The 24,302-nt window shown below is 62.9% G+C and carries 23 protein-coding genes; 3 read left to right on the top strand and 20 right to left on the bottom strand.

From position 1 onward, the window contains the following. Positions 1–362: 362 nt before the first annotated feature. Positions 363–1,709 carry an MATE family efflux transporter gene (locus GXN74_RS09000; RefSeq protein ID WP_343032812.1) on the bottom strand — a complete coding sequence of 449 codons (1,347 nt, stop codon included), beginning with the start codon at positions 1,707–1,709 and terminating at the stop codon, positions 363–365. Between the two features lie 24 nt (positions 1,710–1,733). After that, a complete protein-coding gene (locus GXN74_RS08995) occupies positions 1,734–2,252 on the bottom strand; it encodes a YehS family protein (protein ID WP_162370596.1) in 519 nt (172 codons plus the stop codon). Positions 2,253–2,385: 133 nt separating this feature from the next. On the opposite strand from GXN74_RS08995, the gene GXN74_RS08990 reads away from it, so the two are divergent. Further along, entirely contained in the window at positions 2,386–2,643 is a 258-nt protein-coding gene (locus GXN74_RS08990) for a CPF_0552 family protein (protein ID WP_162370595.1), read from the top strand. Between the two features lie 66 nt (positions 2,644–2,709). Here the strand turns inward: GXN74_RS08990 and GXN74_RS08985 are convergent, their stop codons facing one another. From GXN74_RS08985 to GXN74_RS08950, 9 genes are all read right to left on the bottom strand, one after another. Then, positions 2,710–3,858 (bottom strand): iron-containing alcohol dehydrogenase, encoded by a 1,149-nt coding sequence (locus GXN74_RS08985; RefSeq protein ID WP_162370594.1) that lies wholly within the window; start codon positions 3,856–3,858, stop codon positions 2,710–2,712. Positions 3,859–3,869: 11 nt separating this feature from the next. Continuing rightward, positions 3,870–4,850, bottom strand: a complete 981-nt coding sequence (locus GXN74_RS08980) for a Gfo/Idh/MocA family protein (protein ID WP_162370593.1) — start codon at positions 4,848–4,850, stop codon at positions 3,870–3,872. Then, entirely contained in the window at positions 4,847–5,689 is an 843-nt protein-coding gene (locus GXN74_RS08975) for an EFR1 family ferrodoxin (RefSeq protein ID WP_162370592.1), read from the bottom strand. Before GXN74_RS08975 ends, GXN74_RS08980 begins: the two co-directional genes overlap by 4 nt. A gap of 18 nt (positions 5,690–5,707) precedes the next feature. After that, positions 5,708–6,895 (bottom strand): anaerobic nitric oxide reductase flavorubredoxin, encoded by a 1,188-nt coding sequence (locus GXN74_RS08970; protein WP_162370591.1) that lies wholly within the window; start codon positions 6,893–6,895, stop codon positions 5,708–5,710. Positions 6,896–7,059: 164 nt separating this feature from the next. Next, positions 7,060–7,605, bottom strand: coding sequence for a hypothetical protein (locus GXN74_RS08965; protein ID WP_162370590.1), 546 nt, complete (start codon positions 7,603–7,605; stop codon positions 7,060–7,062). 72 nt (positions 7,606–7,677) lie between these two features. Continuing rightward, the gene (locus GXN74_RS08960) at positions 7,678–8,502 is read right to left on the bottom strand and encodes an N-formylglutamate amidohydrolase (protein ID WP_162370589.1); all 825 of its coding nucleotides are present in this window, start codon (positions 8,500–8,502) and stop codon (positions 7,678–7,680) included. Positions 8,503–8,505: 3 nt separating this feature from the next. After that, positions 8,506–9,195, bottom strand: coding sequence for a zinc-binding metallopeptidase family protein (locus GXN74_RS14290; RefSeq protein WP_212505746.1), 690 nt, complete (start codon positions 9,193–9,195; stop codon positions 8,506–8,508). Between the two features lie 9 nt (positions 9,196–9,204). Then, positions 9,205–10,671: an ATP-grasp domain-containing protein gene (locus GXN74_RS08955; RefSeq protein WP_212505745.1), complete on the bottom strand. Its 1,467-nt coding sequence runs from the start codon at positions 10,669–10,671 to the stop codon at positions 9,205–9,207. Positions 10,672–10,702: 31 nt separating this feature from the next. Next, positions 10,703–12,355, bottom strand: coding sequence for a gamma-glutamyltransferase family protein (locus tag GXN74_RS08950; protein WP_162370588.1), 1,653 nt, complete (start codon positions 12,353–12,355; stop codon positions 10,703–10,705). Positions 12,356–12,516: 161 nt separating this feature from the next. Here GXN74_RS08950 and GXN74_RS08945 point away from each other — a divergent pair, with 161 nt between their 5' ends. Next, entirely contained in the window at positions 12,517–13,362 is an 846-nt protein-coding gene (locus GXN74_RS08945) for a hypothetical protein (protein ID WP_162370587.1), read from the top strand. A gap of 156 nt (positions 13,363–13,518) precedes the next feature. Here the strand turns inward: GXN74_RS08945 and GXN74_RS08940 are convergent, their stop codons facing one another. The 7 genes from GXN74_RS08940 to GXN74_RS08910 all read right to left on the bottom strand — a co-directional run bounded on the left by GXN74_RS08940 (position 13,519) and on the right by GXN74_RS08910 (position 21,778). Further along, positions 13,519–14,124, bottom strand: a complete 606-nt coding sequence (locus GXN74_RS08940; protein WP_162370586.1) for a hypothetical protein — start codon at positions 14,122–14,124, stop codon at positions 13,519–13,521. 23 nt (positions 14,125–14,147) lie between these two features. Further along, the gene (locus tag GXN74_RS08935; RefSeq protein WP_162370585.1) at positions 14,148–14,783 is read right to left on the bottom strand and encodes a DUF47 domain-containing protein; all 636 of its coding nucleotides are present in this window, start codon (positions 14,781–14,783) and stop codon (positions 14,148–14,150) included. A gap of 81 nt (positions 14,784–14,864) precedes the next feature. After that, positions 14,865–15,920: an inorganic phosphate transporter gene (locus GXN74_RS08930; RefSeq protein ID WP_162370584.1), complete on the bottom strand. Its 1,056-nt coding sequence runs from the start codon at positions 15,918–15,920 to the stop codon at positions 14,865–14,867. 112 nt (positions 15,921–16,032) lie between these two features. Next, positions 16,033–17,544 (bottom strand): right-handed parallel beta-helix repeat-containing protein, encoded by a 1,512-nt coding sequence (locus GXN74_RS08925; RefSeq protein WP_162370583.1) that lies wholly within the window; start codon positions 17,542–17,544, stop codon positions 16,033–16,035. Between the two features lie 24 nt (positions 17,545–17,568). After that, a complete protein-coding gene (locus GXN74_RS08920; protein ID WP_162370582.1) occupies positions 17,569–17,928 on the bottom strand; it encodes an MmcQ/YjbR family DNA-binding protein in 360 nt (119 codons plus the stop codon). A 33-nt stretch (positions 17,929–17,961) separates the two neighbouring features. Next, positions 17,962–18,795: a class I SAM-dependent methyltransferase gene (locus GXN74_RS08915; RefSeq protein WP_162370581.1), complete on the bottom strand. Its 834-nt coding sequence runs from the start codon at positions 18,793–18,795 to the stop codon at positions 17,962–17,964. 487 nt (positions 18,796–19,282) lie between these two features. Next, positions 19,283–21,778, bottom strand: coding sequence for a PEP/pyruvate-binding domain-containing protein (locus tag GXN74_RS08910; protein ID WP_162370580.1), 2,496 nt, complete (start codon positions 21,776–21,778; stop codon positions 19,283–19,285). A 202-nt stretch (positions 21,779–21,980) separates the two neighbouring features. On the opposite strand from GXN74_RS08910, the gene GXN74_RS08905 reads away from it, so the two are divergent. Then, entirely contained in the window at positions 21,981–23,465 is a 1,485-nt protein-coding gene (locus GXN74_RS08905; protein ID WP_162370603.1) for a DUF1846 domain-containing protein, read from the top strand. An 83-nt stretch (positions 23,466–23,548) separates the two neighbouring features. Here GXN74_RS08905 and GXN74_RS08900 read toward each other — a convergent pair whose 3' ends face one another. Beyond that, complete coding sequence (locus tag GXN74_RS08900; protein WP_162370579.1) at positions 23,549–23,815, bottom strand: HPr family phosphocarrier protein; 267 nt, start codon at positions 23,813–23,815, stop codon at positions 23,549–23,551. A gap of 36 nt (positions 23,816–23,851) precedes the next feature. Continuing rightward, complete coding sequence (locus GXN74_RS08895; protein WP_162370578.1) at positions 23,852–24,301, bottom strand: PTS sugar transporter subunit IIA; 450 nt, start codon at positions 24,299–24,301, stop codon at positions 23,852–23,854. Position 24,302 lies beyond the last annotated feature (1 nt).

The following is a 24,302-nucleotide window of genomic DNA, read 5'->3' as shown; positions in this document are numbered from 1 at the left end:
GCTGCACGGCGCCTCCGCCGGTGTCCGTCCCTCCCGTGTCCTTGGAGCCGCAGCCTGCGAACAGGCTTGCCGCCAGGATGAGTGCCATGAGCATTGCAAGTTTTGCCTTCATAATGTATCCCCTTTCCTATGTCTGTGTGTTTCCTTCCAACCGGCCCTGGCCATTTCAGCACATTGCCTTTTGAAAAGCTTTTCATAAACATCATATTGCTTTATGCTCCAAATGTCAAGGGATATTTCCGGTAATTCCACTAAATATTTTCGGATTTCTCCAGCAAAACGGGCATATCGCTGGTAAAGTAGGGTAAAGTCCGGAAAAGGGCAAAAAAAGGGATGCTCCCCGCTTTTCACGGAGGCATCCCTCACTCTTTCGTCGCCCCTTTCCCCAGCCCCTGCAGCCCGAAATGCAGCCAGACCGCCGTCAGGGCGAAGGAGAAGAAGTCTGCGAAGGGGGCCGCGTGCAGCAGCCCCTCCAGCCCCCACAGCCGGGGGAACACCAGCAGGGCGGGTACCAGCAGGAGCAGCTGCCGGGTCAGGGTCAGGAACAGGGCGGACCGGTACCTGCCGGTGGCCTGGAAGAAGCTGGCCCCCACGATCTGGACCCCCACCACAGGCATCAGCAGCAGCCAGGCACGGATGGCCCTGGCCCCGAAATGGAGCAGCTCCGGCTCCCGGTTGAAGAGCCCCACCAGCTGCTCCGGGAAGATCCTGGTGACGATGTAGCCCGCCGCCACCATCCCCGTGGCGGCCGCCAGCCCCAGCCTTACGGCCTGCTTCACCCTAAGGTGCTTCCCTGCGCCGAAGTTGAAGCTCACGATGGGCTGCAGCCCCTGCCGCAGGCCGATCACGGGAAGCAACAGGAGCATCTGCAGGCTGTTCACGATCCCCATGGCCGACACGGCGACGGCCCCGCCGTAGACGAAGAGGCTCTTGTTCAGGATGGCGTTGAGCAGGCTGTTCGCCACCTGAAGGGAGGATTCCGGAAGCCCCAGGACGGCGATCCTGCCCACAAGCCCCGGTTCGGGCCGCAGGTGCCGGAGCCGCAGCTTGCTCCGGCTCCTTTTCCCCAGGAAGTAGGACACCACCCAGGCATAGGAGAGCCCCTGGGCCAGGACCGTGGCCAGGGCCGCCCCCGCCATGCCCATCCGGAGTCCGAAGATGAAAACCGGATCCAGGAGGATGTTGGTCCCCGCCCCCAGGAACATGGTCTGCATGGCGATCTTGGGGTTGCCGTCGGCCCGGATGAAGTTGTTCAGGCCGATGCTGCCCATCTGGAAGACGGCCCCGAAGAGGACGACCCGCATGTAGGCCACCGCATGGGGCAGGACCGTCCCCCCGGCGCCGAAGGCCGCAAGCAACGGGCGGACGAACGCCTGCCCCAGGAGCAGGAACAGGACTCCGGATGCCGCCAGCAGGGTGAAGGCGTTCCCCAGGGCGTGCTCCGCCGCCTCCTGCCTCCCCTCCCCCAGCCGGATGGAGAAGATGGTGGCGCCCCCCAGTCCGAAAAGGATGCCCACGGAGAGCAGCAGGATCATCAGGGGGAAGGCCACGGTGATCCCCGCCAGGCCGTCAGCCCCCAGGTCGGGGCTGTTCCCGATGAAAATCCTGTCCACCACGTTGTAGAGGGAGTTCACTGTCATCCCCACGATGGCAGGCAGGGAGAACCGGACCAGCAGCTTGTGGATCTTTTCCACCCCCAAAGGGTTCACATAATCCAAGGGAAGCCCTCCCTCCTATTTCCGGTTCATCAGGGTCAGCCCCTTCAGGAAGCTCCTGGCGTACTTGTCCAGGCAGACCCGGTAGTTCTTGTGCCCCTCGTTCCGCAGGAGGGCGCCCAGTTCCCCTTTCGTAACCTTCACCCCCGCCTTGGCGTAGACGGCCAGCATCTCCTCGCTGGTGAGGGCGAGGGCGATCTTCAGCTTCTTCAGCATCAGGTTGTTGGGGTTCTTCCCCTCCTTCAGGCTGAGGGGGGGCGTTTCCGGCTCCCCTTCCCGCCGCTCCTGGGGTCCCCGCCTGAAGACGATCAGGCCGTTCAGGAAGGACTCCAGCATGGGGTTGGTGCACTTCAGGTAGTCCTTGGACTCCTGGGAGCCGTCGTCCACGAAGTCGTAGCTCTCCTCCGTCCTTGTGAGCAGCTTCTTCAGCTCCTCCGGGGTGGTCTCCACGCCTCCCAGCTTGAAGATCTTCAGCATGTCGCTGTTCTTGATGTCCAGCGCGTAGCGCAGCCGGATCAGGATGTCGTTGTTGTCCATAGGTCACCTTTCCTTTTTCGTTTTTTTGTCTTTTTTGTCTTTGGAAGTCCCCTGCGCGTTTACGCCTCAGGGGGCGGTATGGTAGAATAAGGGTGTCGGAAGCATCATCACGGAGCATGAATGGAGGTATCTTATGGCTAAGATCATCATGGGAATCAAGGTCGACCACCGGCAGGTGGAGGCCGCCAAACTCCAGCAATTGTTGACGGAATACGGCTGCATCATCAAGACCCGCCTGGGCCTGCACAACGCTTCGGAAAAAGGGACCGAGTGCAGCGAGGACGGTCTGATCCTCCTGGAGTTCATCGCGGATGCGGATGCGGACGTGGGGGAACTGGAAGGCAAGCTGGGAGGACACGCCGGCGTGCATGTGGAGAAAATGGTGTTCTGACCTGGTAAGGAAAGGGGGCGCTCCCGGGGGACCGGAGGCGTCCCTTTTCCATCCACTCGGCCTTTCCTACAGTCCCAGGGCCCTCCCATAGATCCTCCGGACGATGTCCGGCTCCTTCCCGGCGGGGTCCTGGGCAATGTTCCCGGTGACGCCGGCGCACAAGGTCTCCAGCTGCCCCTCCCGGATCCCCAGCGCCTCCAGGGTCGTGGCCATGCCGACGGCCTCCAGGAAGTTGCATACGCTCCCCTCCACCTCCTCCCGGCCGGCACGGGGCCTGCGGTCGAGCAGGGACGCCAGGGTGTCCCAGGCCTCGGGAGAGGAGGCGTAGCCGTGGTGGACCCAGGCCGGGTAGAGGGCCGCCAGCCCCCGGGGATGGCTCGTGTCCGTCAGTGCCCCCACGGGATACTGGAGCCGGTGGGGCAGGCAGGTGCCGGCGCCGGCCAGGTTCACCCCCATGAGCATGCTGGCGTAGCTCATCCGGTCCCGGGCCTGGCTGTCCCGGGGTTTTCGGACAAGGGCAGGCAGGTGGAGGGAGACAATGCCCAGGGCCTCCCGGGAGAGCATCCGGGTGAAGGCGTTGGCCCGGGTGGAGAGATAGGTCTCCACCCCATGGGTGAAGATGTCGAAGCCCGTCTCCCGGGTGGTCCCCACCGGCAGGTCGTCCGTGAAGGCGGGGTCCACGATGGCCGCCACCGGCAGCAGCTGGGGCCCCCGGATGCCCCCCTTGAACCCCTGGGACGGGGCGCTCAGGATGGCCCCCATGCTCAGTTCGCTCCCGGTCCCGGCGGTGGTGGGGATGGCCACCAGGGGCAGGACGGCTTCCGGCAGGGGCTTCCCCTCCAACAGGTAGGGGCCGATCCCCTCCCCGGCCCGGATGCCCGCGGCAACCGCCTTGGCGGCGTCCAGGGCGCTGCCGCCCCCCAGTCCGATGACGGCGTCGGCGCCCGTCTCCAGCCCCAGCCGGATGGCTTCGTCCACCTCCTCCACCTTGGGGTTGGGGCTGACCCCCTGGAAGAACCGGACGCTTTGGACGCCCCCGTTTTTCCTAAGGAGGCCCTCCAGCCTGTCCAGATGCCCCCCCTCCCGCATGGCCCTCCTGCCGGTCACCACCAGCAGGTTCCCCCGGAGGATGGCTGCTTCCGCCTGGAGGGCCTCCTCCAGGATTCCCCGCCCGAAATGGATGCGGGTGGGGATGGATAGGTTGAATTTTTCCATGGATTCCTCCTCTAGTTGTAGATGACGGCGCTGCTTTCCTCGAAGGCCTCCAGGATCTCCTGGGTCTTCAGGCCGTAGGCGCCGCTGGTGTCGTAGTCGTCCAACCCCCGGAGGGTGTCCACCACCCGCTTGATGTAGGGCATCTGGACATGCTCCAGGGGGTCGAAGGCAAACTCCCGGACCCCCTCCTCCCCCTCCAGCCGCACCGGATCGTTGGACAGGATGGACAGGGAGAGGGACCCCGTGCTGCCGACGATCCTCAGCTCGTCTTGGTGGCCGCCGCCGTTGAAGGACAGCTGGAGGGTCCCCTGGACCCCGTTCCTGAACCGGATCATCCCCGAGGTCACGTCGTTGACCTCGAAGACCTGCCCCTGGTTGGTGGAGAGGCCGTGGGCGCGGTCCACCTCTCCGAACAGGAACAGGAGGATGTCGATCATATGGGACCCGACGTCGAAGAGCAGCCCCCCTCCGGCGACCTCCTTGTCCAGGAGCCACGCCCGGTTCGGGTCCAGTTTGGGTTCCGGGGACACGTAGAGATGGCTGAAGGAGCGGACCTTCCCGATGGCCCCGGATTCCAGCAGCTCCTTCACCTTCCGGAACTTCTCCTGCCCCCGCCGATAGTAGGCCACGAAGAGGGGGACCTGGCGCTTTCGGCAGGCCTCGACCATTTCCTTGCACTGCTCCACGGTGGTGGCCATGGGCTTCTCCACATAGACGGCCTTCCCGTACTTGGCGGCCTCCAGGGTGTAGAAATGGTGGCACTGGGGCGGGGTGGCGATGTAGACCGCGTCGATGGAGGGGTCCCGCAGGATCTCCAGGTAGTCCGTGGTGTATTTGGGGACCTGGTGCCTCCGGGCGTAGTCCTTCAGCTTCTCCTCGTCCCGCCGCATCACCGCCGCCAGATGGGAGCCCTCCAGCTTCTGGAAAGCGGGTCCGCTCTTCTTCTCCGTCACATCACCGCAGCCGATGATGGCAAAATTGATTGTTTTCATGGTTGCCTCCTTTCCCGCAGGATTTCCGGCCGGAAGTTCCGGACCGGACCGGCGTAAGGCTTTCCTCTTTCCATATTGTGGCGCCGCCCCCTGTAGGTGACGGCCGATACCGGGCAGAAGTTGTAGCACCGCAGGCAGAGGATGCATTCCCCCCGGGCCCGTACGGCCCCATCTTCCCAACGGAGGTTCCCCACGGGACAAAGGCGGATGCAGCGCCCGCAGCGGATGCAACGGTCCATGTCCACGCCCACGTCGTCTTGCCAACTTTCGAAGCTCCACCGGAAGGGCACCCGCTGGATTCCTCCCGACAGCCGGGAGAGGGGGTTGCAACCCTTCCGCCGGGGACGGTCCTTTTGGATCCGGTCCGAAAGCCGCAGCACCCGCCGGCGGGCCCTGGCCAGGACCGGATTGATCCGCCCCTTCTCGTTGGTGTAGGGCAGGAACCAGGTCGGGGTCGTGCTGATGTTGTTGGGCATGAGGAATTGCTCCGTCCACCGGATGTCGAACCCCTTATTCCGCAGCATGGCCGCCCCCACCCGGGCCCCGTCCCCGCTCCACATCCACTGGGTGCAGAAGACGAAGACCCTCTTGCCGGGGATTTGGGGAAGCCCTTCCAGGAACGCCTCCATGGGCCGGGGCAGGTCGGAGCCGTAGACCGGATAGCCCGCCCCCACCAGGTCGGCCCCCGCCAGCAGCCTTTCCGTCTCCCCGGCCTCCAGCCCCTCGATGGAGCGAAGCTCCGTTGGAATCCCCCGGACCTCCAGGGCCCGGGCCAGTTCCCGGGCCACCCACCAGGTGTTCCCGGTTCCGGAAAAAAAGAACAGCACCGCTTTTTTCACCCTGGCATCCTCCCTTCCCTACAGGCCCGCGATTTCCTTGCCGTAGGCCAACGCCGCCTGCTGCCGGTCCCCGTCCGGGTTCCACAGGCACTTGAACCCTTCCCCGTGGACCTGGAAGCCCCCGTGGGCCAACATCTCGTTCAGGAGCTTGGTGGACTCCCCGCTCCAGCCGTAACAGCCGAAGGTGGCCGCCTTCTTGTTCTTCAGCTTGAGCTCCTGGAGCATGTGCAGGAAGCCCGCCACCGAGTGCAGCACCCCCCCGTTGCAGGTGGGGGAACCCACCACCACCGTCTTCGACCGGAACACCTCCGCAATCAGGTCGTTCTTGTCGCTTTTCGCCAGGTTGAACACCATGACCTCGCATTCCGGGTCGGCCAGCCCGATCCCCTCGGCGATCCCCTCGGCGAGGGTCCGGGTGCCGTTCCACATGGTGTCGTAGAGGATGGTGATCTTGTTCTCCTGGTAGTCCGCCGCCCATTCCCCGTACTTCTCCACGATCTGCAGGGGGTTCTCCCGCCAGAGGATGCCGTGGCTGGTGGCGATGATGTCGATGTCCAGGTTCATGGACTTGATCTCCCCCAGCTTCCGCTGGAGCATCTTGCTGAAGGGGGCCAGGATGTTTGCGTAGTATTTCAGCGCCTCCTTGTGGAGGTCGCACTGGTCCACCAGGTCGTTGTAGAGCCTGTCGGAGGCGTAGTGCTGTCCGAAGGCGTCGTTGCTGAAGAGGATGTTGTCTCCCGTCAGGTAGGTGGCCATGCTGTCCGGCCAGTGGAGCATGGGCATCTCCACGAAAACCAGCTCCTTCCCGTTCCCCACGTCCAGCCTGTCCCCCGTCTTCACCACCTGGAAGTTCCAGTCCTGGTGGTACTGCCCCTTCAGGGACTTCACCCCATTGGCCGTGCAGTAGACGGGGGTGCCGGGGATCCGCTTCAGCAGCTCCGGCAGGGCCCCGCTGTGGTCCACCTCCCCGTGGTTGGCGATGATGCAGTCGATCTGGTCCAGGTCGATCTCCCTTGCCAGGTTCTCCACGAACTCCCCGGCGTAGGGAAGCCAGACCGTGTCCACCAGCACGTTCTTCTCCTCCTGGATCAGATAGGAGTTGTAGGTGGAGCCGTGGTTGGTGGTGTACTCGTCCCCATGGAACCTCCGAAGCTCCCAGTCGACCTTCCCCACCCAGCTGACGTTGTTCTTGATCGTCTTCTTCATCCTTCCGTTCTCCTTTCGGGTCCTTCCATGTGTCCGGCCCCATCGGCCGGTCCCTGCTTCCATTGTATCACAAACGGAAGGAAGGGGCATTCCCCAAGCATGGAAAAAACCGCCCCGGGGGATTCTAGTCCCGGGGCGGTTCCTGTTTCCTTTTTCCGTTTTGCCTACTGCACTTCCATGCTGCCGGTCACGCTGCCGGTCTCATGCACGCTTGCGGAGTCCATGTATTCCTGTGTGGCGAAGTACACGTTCCCGTCCACGGTGGCGCTGGGGCCCACTTCGAAGCCGTTGGCTTCCACATGGACGTCCCCGACGAAGGTTCCTCCCTGGATCCGGAAGTTCTCGCTCCTAACGGTCATCTTGGGCGCCGTCAGGCTGAAGGAAGCGGTGATGTTCCTGTCCTCGTCCTGGGTGTAGAGTCCAAGCTTCCGGTAGATGTCGCCTGTGGTGTCGTCGTTGTTGTAGAAGAGGCCTTCCACGACGATCTCCTCGTCCACGGTGATGTCGTTCAGGGTGGCCACGATCCAGCTGCCTTCCGCGCCCAGCCCGTCCACGACCGCCTGGGCACTGTCCACGATGGAGGCGGTGGTCACCGCGTCCGGGGTTTCCCCCCCATTGGTTTCCGCAGGGGTCTCCTCTTTCTTGCCGCATCCTGCAAAGATCGCCAGGACCAGCAGGGAAGCCGCTATGATTGTCAAGCTCTTTCTCATTCTGTCTACCTCACTTCTTGATTATGTTCATTGGTTTGGGACAGGTCATATTATAGCATGCTTCTATGTTTATTACAAATCATTTGACAAAATTTCCACAAAGGCCTGCAGCAGGATTTCCTGGAGCTTTTGGATCCGCAGGGCCGCCTCCCGGTCGGGTTCCGCCGTCCGGGGATCGCCGGCCAGGTACAGGGCCCGGTTGACCTCCAGTTGGATCCACGGCAGGCGGCCGGTGCCGTGCTCCCGGATGGTCCAGCCTCCCCGGAAGGGCTGGTTGATGGCGACCAGGGGCACCGAAGGGTCCAGGGACAGGCCGGGGGTGTTCCTCAGGACGGCTTCCAGGGTCCTTGCCAACACCCGGACCAGGACCGGGGGGGCCGTCACCGGTCCGTCCAGCACCTCCCCCCTGGCGTCCCCCCGGTTCCCCAGGCAGATGTACGGCCTCTGCTCTCCGGGATGGGAGGCGGCGGCGGGGGCCTTGTCCAGCATGGTGTGGCAGTCCAGCGCCAGGCGGACCCCTTTTTTCAGGGACGCCCCCTCCAGGAGCCGATGGTAGGGCCGGTAATGGGCCTCCAGCAAGGATTCGACCTGGACCTTGGTGAGGCCCCTTGGATTCAGCCAGACGGGCCGGCCTTCCACGGTGACGGTCTTCACCACCCCGTCGGGGTTGGCGGGAGGCCGGTCGTCCTCGGCCCTGTTCACGTCCAGCACCGCCCGTGCCACCGGAAAACGGTGGTGGGCCAGGACCCGTTCCGGGAAGCCGTAGAGTCTGTCCGACCAGGTGTCCCCGTCCCGCAGGATCTCCGGCAGGTCCAGGCGGCAAAAGGGTTTCAGTTCAGGCGGGACCTCCAGCCCCCCGTGGGGGACGGAGACCAGCAGGGGCAATCGTTCTTTCACATCTCATTCCTCCTCCAGCAGGAAAAGCGCCAGCAGCAGGGCACGCTGCAGCAGTTCCCCGCGATGGATGCATTCGTTGGGGGTGAACATGTCCTTGCTTGCGGGGGAGACCCCGCAGACCACAGGGATGCCCGGGGGGACTTCCCCCGCCGCCGTGGGCAGGAGGCCGGAATCCACGCCGAAGGGCAGGCCCCATTCCTCGCTGATCTTCTGGAGCCGCCGGGTCATGGCTTCCGTGGAGGCGGAGCGGTTCAGGGGGGGCCTCTCTTCCAGCTTCTGTATGAAGACCTTCACCTCCTCCGGCCCTTCCGCGGTGAACAGGGCCTGCAGCCGCGCCTCCGCCTGGTCGGCCAGCTCACCGTCCAGGAAGGCGATGTGGACCGTGGCCCGCACCCTGTGGGGAAGCAGCATGCTGTAGCGCTCCGACTGCACCTCCTGGACGGCGATGGTGAGCCTTTCCTCCTCGCGGCTCAGGGCGCTGACCTTCTCGGCCCGGCCCAGGAACCAGCGCATCACGTCGGGGGTGGAGGTGTGGGCCCCCGTGCGCTGGAAGCTTCCCTCCACCACGATGCTGAGCTTCCTGGAGCCCCGGTGCTGGTCTACCACCCTTCCCCCCAGGAAGCCCGGCTGGAGGACCACCACCCGGCTCGCCTTGGAGGCCGCCTGATGGAACAGGCCGCTGCTGTAGCGCATGCCCCTGCCCTAGTCCGTATAGAGGAAGACCCCCAGCTTCTTCTCCTGCAGGCAACCCGTCTGGTCCAGGGCGCCCAGGGCCTGGAGGACGCAGGTGATCCCCGCCCGGCTGGAGGCGATCCCTTCCCCGTAGAGCCATTCGGGGTCCCGCCGGTAGGGGATGGGATAGCCTCCCTTTCCGTCGTGGGGGACGTCCACGGGAGCCACCAGCAGGGTCCCCCCTTCCAGCCCCGCCTCCGTCTCCCAGGTCCATGCCGAGCGCTTGTTGGTGAATTCCCCGGAGAGCCTGAGTCCCAGCCCTTCCAAGCGTTGCTCCAGCATCTTCATCATGGTGCCCAGCCCCACCGGGTCTCCGGTCCAGCTGGCGATGTTGGTCCAGTCCTTCAGCTCCTCCTCGATGCCGTCCCGGTGCTGGGTGAGATGGGTGAAGGCGGCGGTCTTGGCGTCCCCGAGGAGCGGGGTGGTGTCGTCCCCGGTGGCGATGGGGCCGAAATACCGGAGGCTGGCGACCTCGATCAGCTTGTTGACCAGTTTGGGATAGTCCAGGCCCACCTGCTGGGCGGCGAAGACGTAGGAACCGTCGGGTCCCAGGCTGGCCATGGAATTCACCTCCAGGATGTAGGGGTTGTTTTGGGCGTCCAGCCTGAAATCCACCCGGGCGCTGTCGAAGCAGCCCAGGGCCCGGAAGGTCTCGATGGCCAGGGACTGGACCTTGGCGGCCGTTTTCCCGTCCAGGGGGGCGGGGCAGATTTTCTCCAGGGTCCTGCCGCTGATGCCCTTCTTGTCCTCGTAGGTGTAGATGCGCTCCCCTTCCTTGAAGACGATCTCCACCGGCGGCAACGGCTCCACCGGGCTGTTCCCCAGCAGGCCCACGTTGATCTCCCTTCCTTCGATGTACTCCTCCACCAGGGTGGGGGACCTGTACATGTCGTAGATCGTCCGAACCCCCTCCCGCAGCTCCCGGTCGTCGTTCACGATCTTGAGGCCGAAGGAGACCGCCTCGTCCTTGGGCTTGACGATCAGCGGATAGTGGAGGCCCTCCTGGAGGGGCAGGGGGAAGTCCGGGTTCTCCAGGACCGCGAACTTCGGGGTGGGCAGCCCCTTCTGGAGAAGCACCATTTTCGTGAGCACCTTGTCCAGGGCCACGGCGTGGGTCTCCGGCCCGGAGCCCACATAGGGGATGCCCAGCATTTCCAGGATTCCGGGGATGTGGGTGTAGCGGGCCCTCCCCTGGATTCCGTAGCTCAGGTTGAAGACCAGTCCCGGCCGCTCCCCGGAAATCACCGTGGGCATGAACTCCTCCAGGGCGAAGATGATGTTCTTGTCCCCCTCGAAGGTCTCCACCTGGTGCCCCCCCTCCTCCAGGGCCTTCTTGATCCTGTCGATGGTCCCCATTCCGTACTTCTCCCTGTTGGGCTTTCCGAAGAGGTTGATGACCGCCTTGCTGTCCCGGTTGTAGATGATCGCTATCTTCATTTCTTTCCCCTTTCCTGGACCGCTCCTGTTTTCATTCCGCTTTCCCGTTTGCCGGCCCCAGAGTCCGTTTCCCCGCCGCCGGCCCCCGGGCCGTGCCGTCCCTCCGGGGGTCGGAAACCCCGGCGAAGGACCCTCCCCCGGCCTCGGGCAGCTCCACCGCCTGGACGCACCCCATGTAGAAGCTGGAGGGGCCCCGGTCGCTGACCTGGAAACCCGCATCTTCCAGGGCTTCCACCACTTCCGGCCGGTGGATCCCCCTCTCCACCATGACTTTTCGGACGCTCCCCGCATGCAACCGGGGGGCCCTGATGGCGCCCTCCAGGTCCTGGCCTGCGTCCAGGACCCGGGTGAGCACCTGGCTGAGGGCCGTGGAGATCCGCTCGCTTCCCGGGCTGCCCAGCAGCAGATGCGGACGGCCGTCTCCCCGACGGACCAGGGTGGGGGCCACGCTGCTGTAGGGACGGCCTCCCGGCACCAGATAGTAGGGATGCATCATGTCCTTGTAGTTGAAGGCGCTCATGTAGTTGTTGTAGAAGAAGCCCAATCCCGACGCCATGGTTTTGGAGCCGAAAACCAGCTCGATGGACTGGGTGATCCCCACCATGTTCCCGGCGGCGTCCGCGACGGACAAGTGGGTGGTCTCTCCGGCGGTGGGGGGCGGGCTGAAGCCTTCCCCTTCCGGGAGCTGCAGGACCTTCCGGATCCGGCGGACGATGGGCGCCGCGTTGTCCTTGCCCGTCATCCGCCTGTCCGGCATCTGGGGGTAGAGCACCGGATCCACCGGGAAGCGCTCCCGGTTCATCAGCGCGGCGTGGAAGGCCAGGGCCAGGATGAGGTAGAACCGGGGGGTGTCGGGAGCCAGCTCCCGGGGGGTGAAGCCTTCCAGGATGTTGAGGATTTGGAAGAGGGCCCGGCCTGCCCCCGGGGGTGGGAAGGTCTCCAGCCCGTATCCCCGGTAGCTTCCCTTCAGGGGTTCCCGCTGGACGGGCAAGGGGACCTTGCTGAGGTCCACCTGGGAGATCCAGCCCCCCCGGTCCTCCATGTCCTGCAGGATCCGTTCCCCGATCCCTCCCAGGTAGAAGTCCCTCCATCCCTTTCCGGCCATTTGCCCCAGGCAGGCTGCCAGCTGGGGCTGGCGGACCGTCTCCCCGGCCTTGCGGGGGGCGCCCTCCCGGAAGAACACGGAAAGGACACCCTCGTCCTGGCGCAGATGCTGGCTCTCCCGACAGAGCAGGGTGTGCTGCAGGGCGGAGAGCCTAAACCCCTCCTCCGCCGCCCGGATGGAGGGCCTCAAGACCTCCTCCAGGGGAAGGGTCCCGTAGGTTTCCAGCAGGTAGCCCAGGGCCGCCGGAGTGGAGGGCACCGTCGCGGACCTGAGCCCCTGCTTCAGTGGCTGCCCCGGAAGGCGGGTGGGGTCCACGCCGAAGGGGGCCCGGGAGGACCCGTCCAGGGCGATGGTCAGGGGGTCCCCCCCGGCGGCCCTATGCAGGAGGATCATGCTCTGCCCCCCCAGCCCGGAGGCCTGGGGCTCCGTAACCCCCAGGCAGAAGGCCGCAGCCACCGCGGCGTCCACCGCGTTCCCCCCCTTCTCCAGCATCTCCACCCCCGCTTCCGTTGCCCAGGGGGATGCGGTGGACACCATCCCATGGGGGCTTGTGGCCGCTTTTCCCTTTGATTTGCTCATCGCTTGCACCCGCTTTCCACAGGGAGGGGACCTCCCCTTTTCTTCAAGTATAGCATGCCCCGAAACAAATTAATATCTTTCTCCTGCGGTATTTACTTGCGCCCCCATCCGGAATATAATGGAAGAATCTTAAGGAAATCCCACGGATTGGAGGTGTTGTCATGGAGAACGGACCCCTTTCCAGAAACCGTTCAAAGCTTGGGTGGCCCGCCATCCGGAACTACCTTTGCACCTACGCTCCGGACCGGTCCCTGGACCTCTCCTGGATGTCCGCCTACGACGCCATGATCCTCGAACCCGAAGCCGTTTCCCTGGAGACGCTGGAGGCCATCCGGAAGCGGAATCCGGACGCCTTCCTGATCGGATACCTCTCCGTCGGGGAGACCCACACCCTCCGCAGGGATCCCGGTGGACATCCCCTGGACATCTACTTCACCGGGGAGGACGGGAAGCCGGTCCAAAATCCCAGCTGGGGGTCCTGCTACGTGGATGCGGGCAAGCCCCTCTGGCACCAGCTTGTCCTGGAGATCGACGCCGTGTTCCCGGACAAGCTCCTCCTGATGAACCGGGGCTTCCATCTGCTCCAGGGGGGCCAAAGCGACGTCTCCGCCTCCATCGACGGCATCCTGTTCGAGAGCTACACCGCCACCTGGTATCCGGACTACCACCTCTATCCCCCCGGGGAGAACGACTACAACTGGACCGAGGCGGTTTCCGACCGGCTGAACGCGATCCGCTGGCGGCACAACCCGGACGGGACCGTGATGACCGGGGACGACGGCCAGCCCCTCCCCAGCAGCACCCCTTTCAACGTCCTGGCCCATGACTACGCCGCCCCCAGCCAACTGGAGACCATGCAGCAGTGCGTGGACCGGGCGTACGCCAGGGCTTTCGTGCCCTCCCTGGGGACCAAGGACCTGACCGAGGCGCCCTACGACTGGAGGTCCCTGGTTGCCCCCAAGGTTGCCTGGGGCAGCGCGTTGGATTTGAAGAACGTCTACTGGTAGGCAAAGGAAGAGCCGCAACCCATACCGACCGGGTTGCGGCTCTTCGCTTTTGTTCTACACCAGGAAAGTTCGTCCAAGCTTGTTTGGGACAAACTTTCCTGGTGTGGTCTGAATGCATACGAAGTATGCTTTCTTACGGGACCGGCCCGGCCTTCCTCATACCATCCGCCGTTCCTGCAACCTCCGGAGCTCCCTGGGGGTAAGCCCGTTATTTTCCCCCAGCCGGGTGTTGTCGGCCAGTTTCCCCACCAGCCCCACCGCCTCCTCCAGCTGCGCCTGGTCCTTGAAGCGGACCTTCTCCTGGTTGAACAGCTCCAGCACGTCCAGGACCTGGAAGTCGAACTGGCAGACTGTCTGGATTTCCTCGCAGAGCAGCTCCGCCGGTTGCATGTCCCCGCCGAAAAGGTTCTCCCCCAGCCAACCCGCCAGGGCCTCGTATTCCGGGGTCTCCTCGAAGTAGAAGTCGTCCCGGTAGCGGAGCAGCTCCTCCCGGGGGGGCACATGGAAGGGCTTCCCCTTCCGCTTCCGCAGCTCCTCCCCGAAGGCCCCCTCCTCCAGGATGGGCTGGCTGACGAAATGCTCCCCGAAGACCCCCACGAACTCCTCCTCCAATTCCTGGGTCGGGTCTTGCAGGAGGGCGTCCACGGCCGCCGGGTCCACCTTTTTCCCGTGCTGCCGGTTGTAGATTTCCACGACCTTGTCCTTGTGCACCAGCCCGTAGAGGTTGGTGAGGGCGATGATGTAGTCCAACAGTTCTTCCATGGTTTGCCTCCTGTTTTGCCTGTCTACAGGTTCTTCATGACGATCCGCTCCACAGTGTTCGTCACGTTCTTGCACTTGATGCAGCACCGCTCCAGCTTCTTGAAGATTTCGGTGTAGACCAGCATCCGCACCGGGTCCTCCGACATCTGGTACAGGTTCCGCAGGTGGTTCACATACAGGGCCTTCCCCTTGGACTTCAGCCGGTTCACCTCCCCGAGCCGGGCATGCAGCTCCTTCGATTTCCGGTACTCCTTGAACTCCACCAGGGCCAGGCGCATCTGCATGCAGCACTCCAGGATCAGCTCCGTGAATTCCGTGACCTCCCGGGGGATCGTCGGCACGTTCAGGACGTCGGTGAAGATCAGGACGTCCTCCACCGCATCCGTCACCGAATCGATCTTGTGGGACAGGAGGATGATGTCGTCCTTGTCGATGGGGGGAAGGAATTCCTTGAGCAGCTTCTTCAGCATGTCGTGCTTCGCCACGTCCGCCCCGTGCTCGATCTCGTGCATCCGGGCCAACTTCTCCGGCATGTCCTCCCGCCGGTAGCCCTTCAGGGTCGTGTCCAGGAATTCCGCCGCCTGGATGGAAAATCCGGACAGCTCCGCGAACATGCCGATGTAGTCGTATCCCTTCCCTTTCTTCTTGGAATTGAACATGTTGCCGACCTCCTTCTCCCCGGATGCCGGCGGTCTTTTAAAGGCCGGCTGGGGGCTGCGGTTGCGGTCATCCGGTTGCGCTCATTGGAAGAGCTTCAGGAACAGGTGCGCCGTCAGGTACCCCACCAGGCCGCACCCAGGGAATGTGAGGGCCCAGGCCAATCCCATGTCCTTCACCACGCTCCACTTCACCAGGGAAACCCGCCTTTCGATCCCCACTCCCATGATCGCCGTCGTTTTCGCATGGGTGGTGCTCACCGGGAATCCCAGCAGGGAGGAGGCCAGCAGGCTGACGGCCGCCGCCGTGTCTGCGGCGAAGCCCTGGAAGGGCTCCAGTTTCACCATGTCCATCCCCACGGTCTTGATGATCCTGTATCCCCCCGCCGAGGTGCCGATGGCCATGACCACCGATACGAGGACCATGAGCCAGGTGGGGACCAGGAACCGGGTGGCCTGCCCCTCCCCCTGGGCCAGGAAGACCCCCAGGAGGAACACCCCCATGAACTTCTGTCCGTCCTGGGCCCCGTGCATGAACGCCATGGCCGCAGAGCCGGCCACCTGTGCCCTCCGGAAAAAAGGGGTTGCCGTGCGTCTGTCCCTGTCCCTGAACAGGAACCCAAGCAGACGGGCGAACCCGAAGCCGGCGCCGAAGCCCAGGCCCACCGAGAGGAAGAGTCCGTAGACCACCTTGATCCACTCCTCCCCGTTGATGCCGGAAAGCCCTCCCTGGAGGGCGATGGCGGCACCGGAGACCCCCGCGATGAGGGCGTGCCCCTCGCTGGTGGGGATCCCGAACCACCACGCCGCCGTGGCCCAGACCACGATGGCCACCATGGCGGCGCACAGGGCCACCAGTGCCGCCCGGGCGTCCCCCCGGAAGTCGGCCATCCTGTAGATGGTCTGTGCCACCGAGGCGTTGATGGCCGTCATCATCCAGACCCCCAGGAAGTTGAAGAACGCCGCCATCAGGACGGACTTCCGGGGGGAAAGGGAGCGGGTGGACACGCAGGTGGCGATGGCGTTGGGGGCGTCCGTCCAGCCGTTCACCAGGATGACCCCCAGAGTCAGGAGGACGGTGAGGAACAGCGTCAGGTTTGAGGCCAGGTCGGCCAGGAAATCGGCCAGGGTTATGGTCATGGGGGTCACCTCCTATCTACCCCTATTGTACCAAATCACCGGCGCGATGGCTACAGTAAAGGTGCCAGGCACTGTGAACGCTTGTTCACAGTGCCTGGCACCTGCGTTTCCTTCATTGCCGCTCGTAGCAGCCGCAGTCCACGGCTTTCCCTGCGATCCGGGGGTTTCCGTCCAGGTCCGTCTCCCCCACGTCCACGTCGCTTGTTCCGGCATCCACCGCAACAGAATCCGCTCCCAGCCGGAAGTCCGACCCCTCCGAGATGAAACCCGGATCCCCGGTGATGTTGTGGCTCAGTAGGATGTCCGTCCGGTCCCCGTAGAGGTTGTCGTCCCCATAGCGGTACAGTATGTTGTTCCGGACGACGTTCGTGCTTGTCTGGCAGTTGTGCTGGAACACCAGGTTCGTCCGGTTGTTGTAGAGGGTGTTGTTGTGGATCCGGATGTGTTCCGCCGAACCGTTCTCCCTTTCGGAGCCGCCGATGCTGATCCCCGCATAGCCCCTGCAGTCGCGCACCAGGTTGTTCCGGACGGTGATGTGGCTGGTGGCCCTGCCCTGGTGCTCGCTGGCGCATTCGATGCCGATGTCGGCGTTCCAGACCCGGTTCCTCTCGATGAGGATGTTGGTCCCCCCGTCCACGTAAATCCCAACGGCGGACAGGTCCCCCCCGTAGGTGCCGTTGTCCCTGCTGCTGATGTTCCAGACCTCATTGCCCGCGCAGATCCCCTGCCGGGCCTGGTCGTTCTCCTTCGCCGTGCCCTCCCAACCGATGAAGTCGATGCCGATGTTGTCGTTGTCGTGGATCCGGTTGTTGGTGACCTGGAAGTTCGTCACGTTCCCGTTCAGGACCACGCTCTCGCTTTGGCCCAGGACGCAACCGTAGACCTGGCAATTGTCGATGACCAGCCCGTCCAGGGGGGCATCCCCATCGGTCCCGTAGGCGGCGATGCCGTGGGCGTTCCTGTTCCGGGATCCGTCGTAGGTGGTACGGATTCCCGTGACGGTGGTGTCCCTGATCTGGATGTCCCTACAGGCCCCCAGGATCCGTATTCCCGCCGGCACGCTGGCGTCCGTGGACACCAGGTTGGAGACCACAAAACCCACTATCCGGATGTGGCTTTTGTCCTCGATGTGGAGGAGGGAGCCGGACCGGCCGCTGCCGTCCACCTCCAGGCCGCTGCCGTCGATGACCGGGACCTCTCCGGGGTGGTTCCGGAAGGTGATGGGGGCCTCCGGGGTGCCGGATACCTTCATGCTGACCATCTCCCTGTAGAGGCCTTCCCGGACCAGGACCGTGTCCCCGGGGGCTGCCATGTCCGCCGCCTTCTGGATGGTCCTCCAGGGCCTTTCCGGGGTGCCGTCGTTCTGGTCGGACCCATCCGTGGAGACGTGGAACTCCCTGCCGGAGGGGGCGGAGGCGCCGGGGGGGTCTGCATGGCCTGGCTCCGGCCCCGGGCCGTGCTCCACAGGGGAGGTGCCGTCGGGCACCGGGAAGTCCCCGATGGAGTCGATGCCGGTCGCTTCGGGATTCCGCTCCAGAATCCCAGTCCCCACCACCGCGGCGGTTCCAAGCACCAGGACCAAGGCAACCCCGGCCAAGGCAAGCGCAATTCCATTCCTACCCATGTCGATTCCTCCCCTCCGTCCCGCTCACCCCTCCAGGATCTCCTTCTGGGCCTTCTTGCTCAGGGACGCCAGCAGGAGCCCGTAGGATTCGTCCAGCATCTCCTCCAGGACCCCGTCCGGCACCTCCCCTTCCAGGTACAGGGAGTTCCAGTGCACCTTGTTCATGTAGTAGCCGGGGATGATGTCCTTGTACCGGTCCCGGAGCACCTCCCCGTGGAGGGGCTCCAGCTTCACCGTGACGATGGGCCGCCCCTCCTTGTCCCCGCCCAGCATGGCGAACATCTTCCCCCGCAGCATGTACCGGGTGGCGTTCCATTCCTCCTTGAAATCCTTCTCCGCGCCCTTCTTCGACAGGCAGTATGCGTCCAGCCATTCGTATGCCATGGGGTCTCCTCCTTTGTATGGTTTGGTTTGGGGTCACGCCCCTTTGGGGCCTGGCCCTACGAAACAGGTCACCACCCGGTGGGCCTTCTTGGCCACCGGGAACCGGCCGGCCAGCTTGAACACCCACTTCATCCCGGGCCCCAATCCCTCCAGCGCCCTGCCTTCCGTGAAAAAGTGTTCCCTAACCTCTTCAAGCCCCAGCCCCCAGGCTTCCAGCGCCTCCACCCGGTCGATGCCCCAGCGGATCCTCGCCCCGGTCCTTTTGATGGACGGGTGCCCCTGCATCCTCCTGGCGGCATAGGTGCTGAACACGTCGCAGACCAGACGGTAGCTCCCCAGTTTGTCCCTCAGGTTCCCCAGCAGGCTCCGGACCTCGTCCTCCGAAAGGTACATGAGCAGCCCCTCCGCCACCACCACCGCCGGCCTTCCATCCGCATCCGGAATCCGGTCCAGGAAGCCCTTCTCCAGGACGGAGGAACCCACCATGTGGTACCTGTCCGTCTCCTGGTAATGGAGCTTCCGGACCCCGACCACCTCCGGGAAGTCCACGTCGTACCAGTCAGCGCGGCTTTCCCCGATCCGGTCATGCCTGGAATCCAGCCCGCATCCCAGATGCAGCACCAGGCTCTCTGGGTTTTGCTCCAGCAGGTCCCGCACATGCTCGTCAATCATCCTCGCCCGCAGGCAGACCATGAGGCTAGTCTTCCCGGGGATCTTCAGCCTGGCGAAGTCGTAGCCGCTCCCGTTGGCGATCTCCACCGCCTTTTTGTCCACCAGCAGGGGCTTCTTCCTCTTCATCTGCTCGGCCTTGGCGAACAGCGGGATGTAGAGCGTTTCCATTTCCCTGGTCAGCACCGGCTTGTCCATGGGGTCACCTCCTTATTCCCATCCATCGGGGTCCAGCAGGGGGAAGACGTTGATTACCGGCACCTCGTAGAAGGCCATGCAGTTGTCGTAGGTACCCCCGATGGTGAGCGCCCCCACCAGGTTCAGCTCCCTCCGCAGCTCCTCCAGATGCTCCGGGGGGAGGAAGGTCCTCCTTTGGGGTCAGGCCCCAAGCCTGCTTTCTCTCTCCGTCAACCGGTCCAATCGGTCAGCTGACCCGGAAGACCCTGTCATCCCATCCAATTGGACCTTTGGCAAGACAACAAATTCGCATATGCGCTGACCGTTTTCAACAAAGTGGCCGCATAGGACTGCTGGTACTCGATGTATTTGGTTTCACCCAACAACCAATTTTCAAACACGACGCCACCTCCTGTTTCCGGACGATAATTTTTCGTCCGATTCAATCTTACCGGTCGAAGAATTTTCGTCCGGTTCCCATTGGGGCCAGGCCCCAGGCAGATATCCTTCATCCCAAGATCTCGACCACGCCCGTCTCCCCGTTCACCCGCACGTGTTGGCCGTTCTTCAGCAGGCCGGAGGCGCTTGGGATCCCCACCACCGCAGGGATCCCATATTCCCTGGCGACGATCCCGCCATGGCTGACCGGGCCTCCATACTCCATGATCAGACCCCCTGCCGTTGCGAAAAGAGGGGTCCAGGATGGATTGGTGCTTTCGGTCACCAGGATTTCCCCTTTCTCCAGAACCTCCGACTTGGGGTCCATGACGATCCTGACCTTGCCTTCACAAATTCCCGGCGACAGCGGCATGCCCTGCAGCACTTTGCTGTCCGGGTCGATCCGGTGCGCCGAATAGTACGCTTCCCCGTTGTTCACCAGCAATCTGGGAATGCGGACACGCGCCATTTCCCTTTGATGGAGCCTTCGGTTCTCCGCCATTTTCTTCTTGACCGGTCCCATCCCTGTTGGTGCAAGGGCATCGACCCCCAGGAGGTCCTCCCGTCTCAGATAAAAGACATCTTCCGCCTGCTCCAGTTTCCCGGCCGCCACAAGCTCTTCCCCCAGGTCCAGCATCACCTTCCTCGCCAGACCCAACATCCTGACGATGTCGTATTTGGGGTATTCCCGCATGCCGGCCACGCTGCGGTAGTCCAACATCCGCCTTTTCAGTTTTTCCGCTTTCCTCAAGCCATGGTCCTTTTCGACCGCCTGATGGATCTCTTCGATCAGCTCCTCGGCCCGCTGCCGCTTCCCCTCGATATCCCTCAGGTTCCTGTCATAGGCCTGGTCGGTCCTGTAGCTGCGGATCTGGTCCAGCAGGAACTCCGGATCTTCCGCCCACCGCTTCGTTCCGAAGTCCATCTCCGTATTCCCCCGGTGTCCGAAGCGCCGGAGGATTTCTTGCACTTTAGGGCTTTGCGCATGGGGTTCCATGTGCTGGCTGTCGAAATGCCGGGCAGCCTCGTTCAGCCTGATCGTCAGCTCCTGGGTCACGCACCCCGGCAGGGATTGGCCAAGCAGTCCCAAGTCAAAACGGTCCTTGTACATTTTGTCCACCCTCTTCTTGATTCCCGCGAAGCCGGTCATTTCGGTGCAGTAGACCGCCTGCTTTTGGGACAGTAGGAAGGCGTCCACCAGGCATTGCCGGCTGAACCGCACCTTTTCCTCCAAGGATGCCAACGTTTTCCTCTGCCCGCTCAACCTATCGTAGACTTCATTGCCGTCCCGGACCATGCTCGCATACCGCTGCTCCATCGGGACCTTTTTGATCCGCCTGACCGCCGCCCCCATGGCCATGCCGTATTTGAACACGCCCAGAGGGATCCTGAACCTCACGCCCTGATGCCTGAAGACCTTTCCGTACTTGCGTATGACCCCGTTCATCACGTCCTTCAACGGCAGGTCATTGCCGCTGAAGGCGTTGGCGAACTGCCTGGAGACGAACCCGTTGGACAGGAGATACGTCATGTCCACATAGATCCTGCATCCCGCATACTTCACAAAGCGGTCATCCAGCGGTTTTTTCTTCATCGTCATCACGTTGAGGATGGTAGGGAACATCTGGCTCATCATGTCGTACCCCAGCGGGGTGAAGGGCTCCTTCATTCCCAACAGCACCGTCCCCGCCGACAGGTACGCCCTCAGCTTCCCGTCCTGCTCCAAAGCCTCCACCGGGTACAAGGTGGTGATGTCCCTGGACTGGACGATGTGCAGGCGGCCCTTCCGGTCTATGGCAAACTCCATGTCCTGGGGACTCTCGAACGCGTTTTCGATTCTCTTCCCCAACTCCAGCAACAGGCCCAACTGCCCGCCGCTTAGCGCAGGTTCCGTCTTCCTTCCCTCCTCTACGGGTACATACGCCGTGCCTTTTTCCCCGTAAACGCAGGCTGTCTTTTTGACGGATATCTCTTGTCCCATGACCTCTCCGGTGGCCTTGTCCAAAACATATTGGTCCGGGTCCACACGGCCGCCGACAATGGCCTCCCCTAGGCCGTAGGATGCGTTCACGACCATCTGGTTCCTGTTCCCGTTCATGGGGTTGGCCGTGAACACGACGCCCGAGACATCCGCATCGACCATTTCCTGGATGATGACGCATTGGGAAACCCCGTGCGTCAGTTTGAACCTTTCCCTGTATTCCACCGCGCGCTCGTTCCAAAAGGACTCCCAGCAGCGCACGACGGCCTCCTCCAGTTCCGGTTTCGAAACATTCAGATAGCTGCTGTACTGTCCTGCAAAGCTCGCTCCCGGCAAGTCCTCCAGCGTCGAACTGCTCCGGACCGCAAAGCTGCTCCCCCGAAGGCGCTCCACCTCCTCGGCAAGCATCCCTTCCAATCCCTCCGGAAAACAGCCCTTGCTGCTGTAGGCCGCATAGGCATCCGCTGTCACCACAAATCCATCGGGCACAGGGATGCCTTCCCTGATCATCTTCCCCAGATTGTAGGCCTTTCCGCCTACCAAGCCGAAATCATCCTCCGAAATCTCCGTCAACCGTCTGATCATTGCGACTCCTTCCTACAAGGTTGCTTGTCCATGGGGAGCACCTTTTCCTTTTGGGGTCAGGCCCCAATCCGATTGATTCAATTATCTCACATTTCGAGGAAAGATTCCAGGGATATGGGGACGGTGCAGGCATCCCCATCTGGTCAGGATGCCTGCCCTGTGCTATACTTTTGGACATGTGAAACGATAAGGAGACGAAATGATGAGAATTGGATTCGACAACGACAAGTATCTGAAGATGCAGTCCGACCACATCCGGAAACGGATTGCGGACTTCGGGGACAAGCTCTACCTGGAGTTCGGCGGCAAGCTTTTCGACGACTACCACGCCTCCAGGGTCCTTCCCGGTTTCGTGCCGGACAGCAAGCTCCAGATGCTCCAGCAGCTGAAGGAACAGGTGGAAATCGTTGTGGTCATCAGCGCGGACGCCATCGAGACCGGCAAGATGCGGGGAGACCTGGGGATCACCTATGACGAGGATGTCCTCCGCCTGATCGACGCCTTCCAGGGGGAAGGCTTCCATGTGGGGAGCGTCGTCATCACCCAGTACAACGGGGAATCCCAGGCGGACCAGTTCAGGAAACGCCTGCAGCAGCTGGACATCCGGACCTGCATCCACCACAACATCGAGGGCTATCCGGGCAACATCGAGCACATCGTCAGCGAGGACGGCTACGGAAAAAACGATTACATCGAGACCAGCCGGCCCCTGGTGGTTGTAACCGCCCCGGGCCCGGGAAGCGGGAAGATGGCGACCTGCCTCTCCCAGCTCTACCACGAGCACAAGCGGGGGGTCAAGGCTGGATACGCCAAGTTCGAGACCTTCCCGATCTGGAACCTGCCCCTGCGGCACCCGGTGAACATCGCCTATGAGGCCGCCACCGCCAACCTGAACGACGTCAACATGATCGACCCCTTCCACCTGGAGGCCTACGGCGTCCCGGCTGTGAACTACAACCGGGACATCGAGGTCTACCCGGTGCTCAACGCCATGCTGGAACACATCCTGGGGGAGAACCCCTACAACTCCCCCACGGACATGGGAGTCAACATGGCGGGCAACTGCATCATCGACGACGATGTCTGCAGGGAAGCCGCCAAACAGGAGATCGTACGGCGCTACTACAGCTGCCTTGCGGACCTGAAGCAGGGCATCGGTTCCAAGGAGGTCCTCTACAAGCTGGAGCTCCTCATGAAGCAGGCGGGGATCAGGACCGGGGACAGGAAGGTCATCCGGCCCGCGCTGGAGCGGGAGGAGTCCACCGGCCATCCCGCCGTCGCCATCGAACTGCAGGACGGCAGGATCGTCACCGGCAAGACCTCCGACCTCCTGGGGGCGTCGGCCGCGGCGGTGCTGAACGCCGTGAAGGAGCTGGCCGGCATCGACCACGGTCTGCACCTTGTCTCCCCCCAGGCCCTGGAACCGATCCAGACCCTGAAGACCTCCTATCTCGGGAGCAGGAACCCCAGGCTCCATTCGGATGAGATCCTCATCGCCCTCTCCGTCAGCGCCGCCCACAGCGAACCGGCCCAAAGGGCCCTGGAGGCCCTCTCCCAGCTGAAGGGCTGCGAGCTGCATTCCACCGTCCTCCTGCCCGCCGTGGACGAGAACGTCTTCCGGAAGCTGGGGCTCAACGTCACCGCGGAGCCGAAACACCAGTACAACCGGTACTACCACAAGAAGTGAAGGAAGAAAAGCCGGTCGAGGAAAAGGTGCCAGGCACTGTGAACGTTTGTTCACAGTGCCTGGCACCTTTTTTTCCCTGGTAGCTAGTTCTCCCCCAACCCGCTCTTGATTGCTTCAACAATCGTCTTCAAATCATCAACTTCTGTTTTCCCTTCGCACCGGACCGTGACCGACGTACCGCATGTGATGCTTGCAGACATCAGGTTCAAGATGCTTTTGGGATCCACCGTCTTCTCGTCCGCAATCAGCACGATGTCGGAATCGCACTTCATTGCTATCTGCGTCAGCGTGCCGGCCGGCCGGAGGTGCAGCCCTGATGGGTTGATCACCGTTACTTTTCCACTAACCATATGTAATTCCCTCCTCATCCGCTCATGTATGTGTCCTCAATCGAAAATGCTTTGCAGCTCTTCCAATGTTTTGATGTTCTGCAGGTTCTCGACCGTATCGCTTCTACCCAGCTTGCCCGCCAGTTCGGCAAGCAATTTCATGTGGTTCCTGGCGTAATCGAAATCGAAGGGAACTGCGAAAAGAAAGATGATGTTCACCGGCTCCTCATCGATGGACTCCCACTCGATGTGGTTGTCCAGCTTTCCGATGGCAATCCCCACATTGGTGACGGAATGGGACTTGCCATGGGGAATGGCGATATGCTGCCCGATCCCTGTGATTCCCTCCGATTCCCTGGCATAGATGTCCGATACGAACTCGTCCACATCCCCGATGTATCCGGCCTTCTCCAACAATCCGCTTAGATGTCTAAGCGCCTCATCCTTGCTGTTCGCCTTCACATTCAGGTCGATTATTCTTGCATCCAATATTTCTCTAACACCCATG

Source organism: Anaerotalea alkaliphila (assembly GCF_010179735.1).
In the GTDB taxonomy this organism is placed as follows: Bacteria; Bacillota; Clostridia; order Lachnospirales; family Vallitaleaceae; genus Anaerotalea; species Anaerotalea alkaliphila.
Note: the sequence above shows the minus strand (reverse complement) of the source record. Positions and strands in the feature narration are given on the sequence as shown.

Bases quoted from the DNA above. Each gene is read 5' to 3' on its own strand.
- GXN74_RS08995 (WP_162370596.1), bottom strand. From the start codon at position 2,252: ATGGACAACAACGACATCCTGATCCGGCTGCGCTACGCGCTGGACATC.
- GXN74_RS08940 (WP_162370586.1), bottom strand. From the start codon at position 14,124: ATGGAAGAACTGTTGGACTACATCATCGCCCTCACCAACCTCTACGGG.
- GXN74_RS08950 (WP_162370588.1), bottom strand. From the start codon at position 12,355: ATGAGCAAATCAAAGGGAAAAGCGGCCACAAGCCCCCATGGGATGGTG.
- GXN74_RS08925 (WP_162370583.1), bottom strand. From the start codon at position 17,544: ATGGGTAGGAATGGAATTGCGCTTGCCTTGGCCGGGGTTGCCTTGGTC.
- GXN74_RS08970 (WP_162370591.1), bottom strand. From the start codon at position 6,895: ATGAAGAAGACGATCAAGAACAACGTCAGCTGGGTGGGGAAGGTCGAC.
- GXN74_RS08990 (WP_162370595.1), top strand. From the start codon at position 2,386: ATGGCTAAGATCATCATGGGAATCAAGGTCGACCACCGGCAGGTGGAG.
- GXN74_RS08905 (WP_162370603.1), top strand. From the start codon at position 21,981: ATGAGAATTGGATTCGACAACGACAAGTATCTGAAGATGCAGTCCGAC.
- GXN74_RS08915 (WP_162370581.1), bottom strand. From the start codon at position 18,795: ATGGACAAGCCGGTGCTGACCAGGGAAATGGAAACGCTCTACATCCCG.
- GXN74_RS08920 (WP_162370582.1), bottom strand. From the start codon at position 17,928: ATGGCATACGAATGGCTGGACGCATACTGCCTGTCGAAGAAGGGCGCG.
- GXN74_RS08980 (WP_162370593.1), bottom strand. From the start codon at position 4,850: ATGAAAACAATCAATTTTGCCATCATCGGCTGCGGTGATGTGACGGAG.
- GXN74_RS08965 (WP_162370590.1), bottom strand. From the start codon at position 7,605: ATGAGAAAGAGCTTGACAATCATAGCGGCTTCCCTGCTGGTCCTGGCG.
- GXN74_RS08945 (WP_162370587.1), top strand. From the start codon at position 12,517: ATGGAGAACGGACCCCTTTCCAGAAACCGTTCAAAGCTTGGGTGGCCC.
- GXN74_RS08930 (WP_162370584.1), bottom strand. From the start codon at position 15,920: ATGACCATAACCCTGGCCGATTTCCTGGCCGACCTGGCCTCAAACCTG.
- GXN74_RS08955 (WP_212505745.1), bottom strand. From the start codon at position 10,671: ATGAAGATAGCGATCATCTACAACCGGGACAGCAAGGCGGTCATCAAC.
- GXN74_RS08895 (WP_162370578.1), bottom strand. From the start codon at position 24,301: ATGGGTGTTAGAGAAATATTGGATGCAAGAATAATCGACCTGAATGTG.
- GXN74_RS08985 (WP_162370594.1), bottom strand. From the start codon at position 3,858: ATGGAAAAATTCAACCTATCCATCCCCACCCGCATCCATTTCGGGCGG.
- GXN74_RS08910 (WP_162370580.1), bottom strand. From the start codon at position 21,778: ATGATCAGACGGTTGACGGAGATTTCGGAGGATGATTTCGGCTTGGTA.
- GXN74_RS08900 (WP_162370579.1), bottom strand. From the start codon at position 23,815: ATGGTTAGTGGAAAAGTAACGGTGATCAACCCATCAGGGCTGCACCTC.
- GXN74_RS08935 (WP_162370585.1), bottom strand. From the start codon at position 14,783: ATGTTCAATTCCAAGAAGAAAGGGAAGGGATACGACTACATCGGCATG.
- GXN74_RS14290 (WP_212505746.1), bottom strand. From the start codon at position 9,195: ATGCGCTACAGCAGCGGCCTGTTCCATCAGGCGGCCTCCAAGGCGAGC.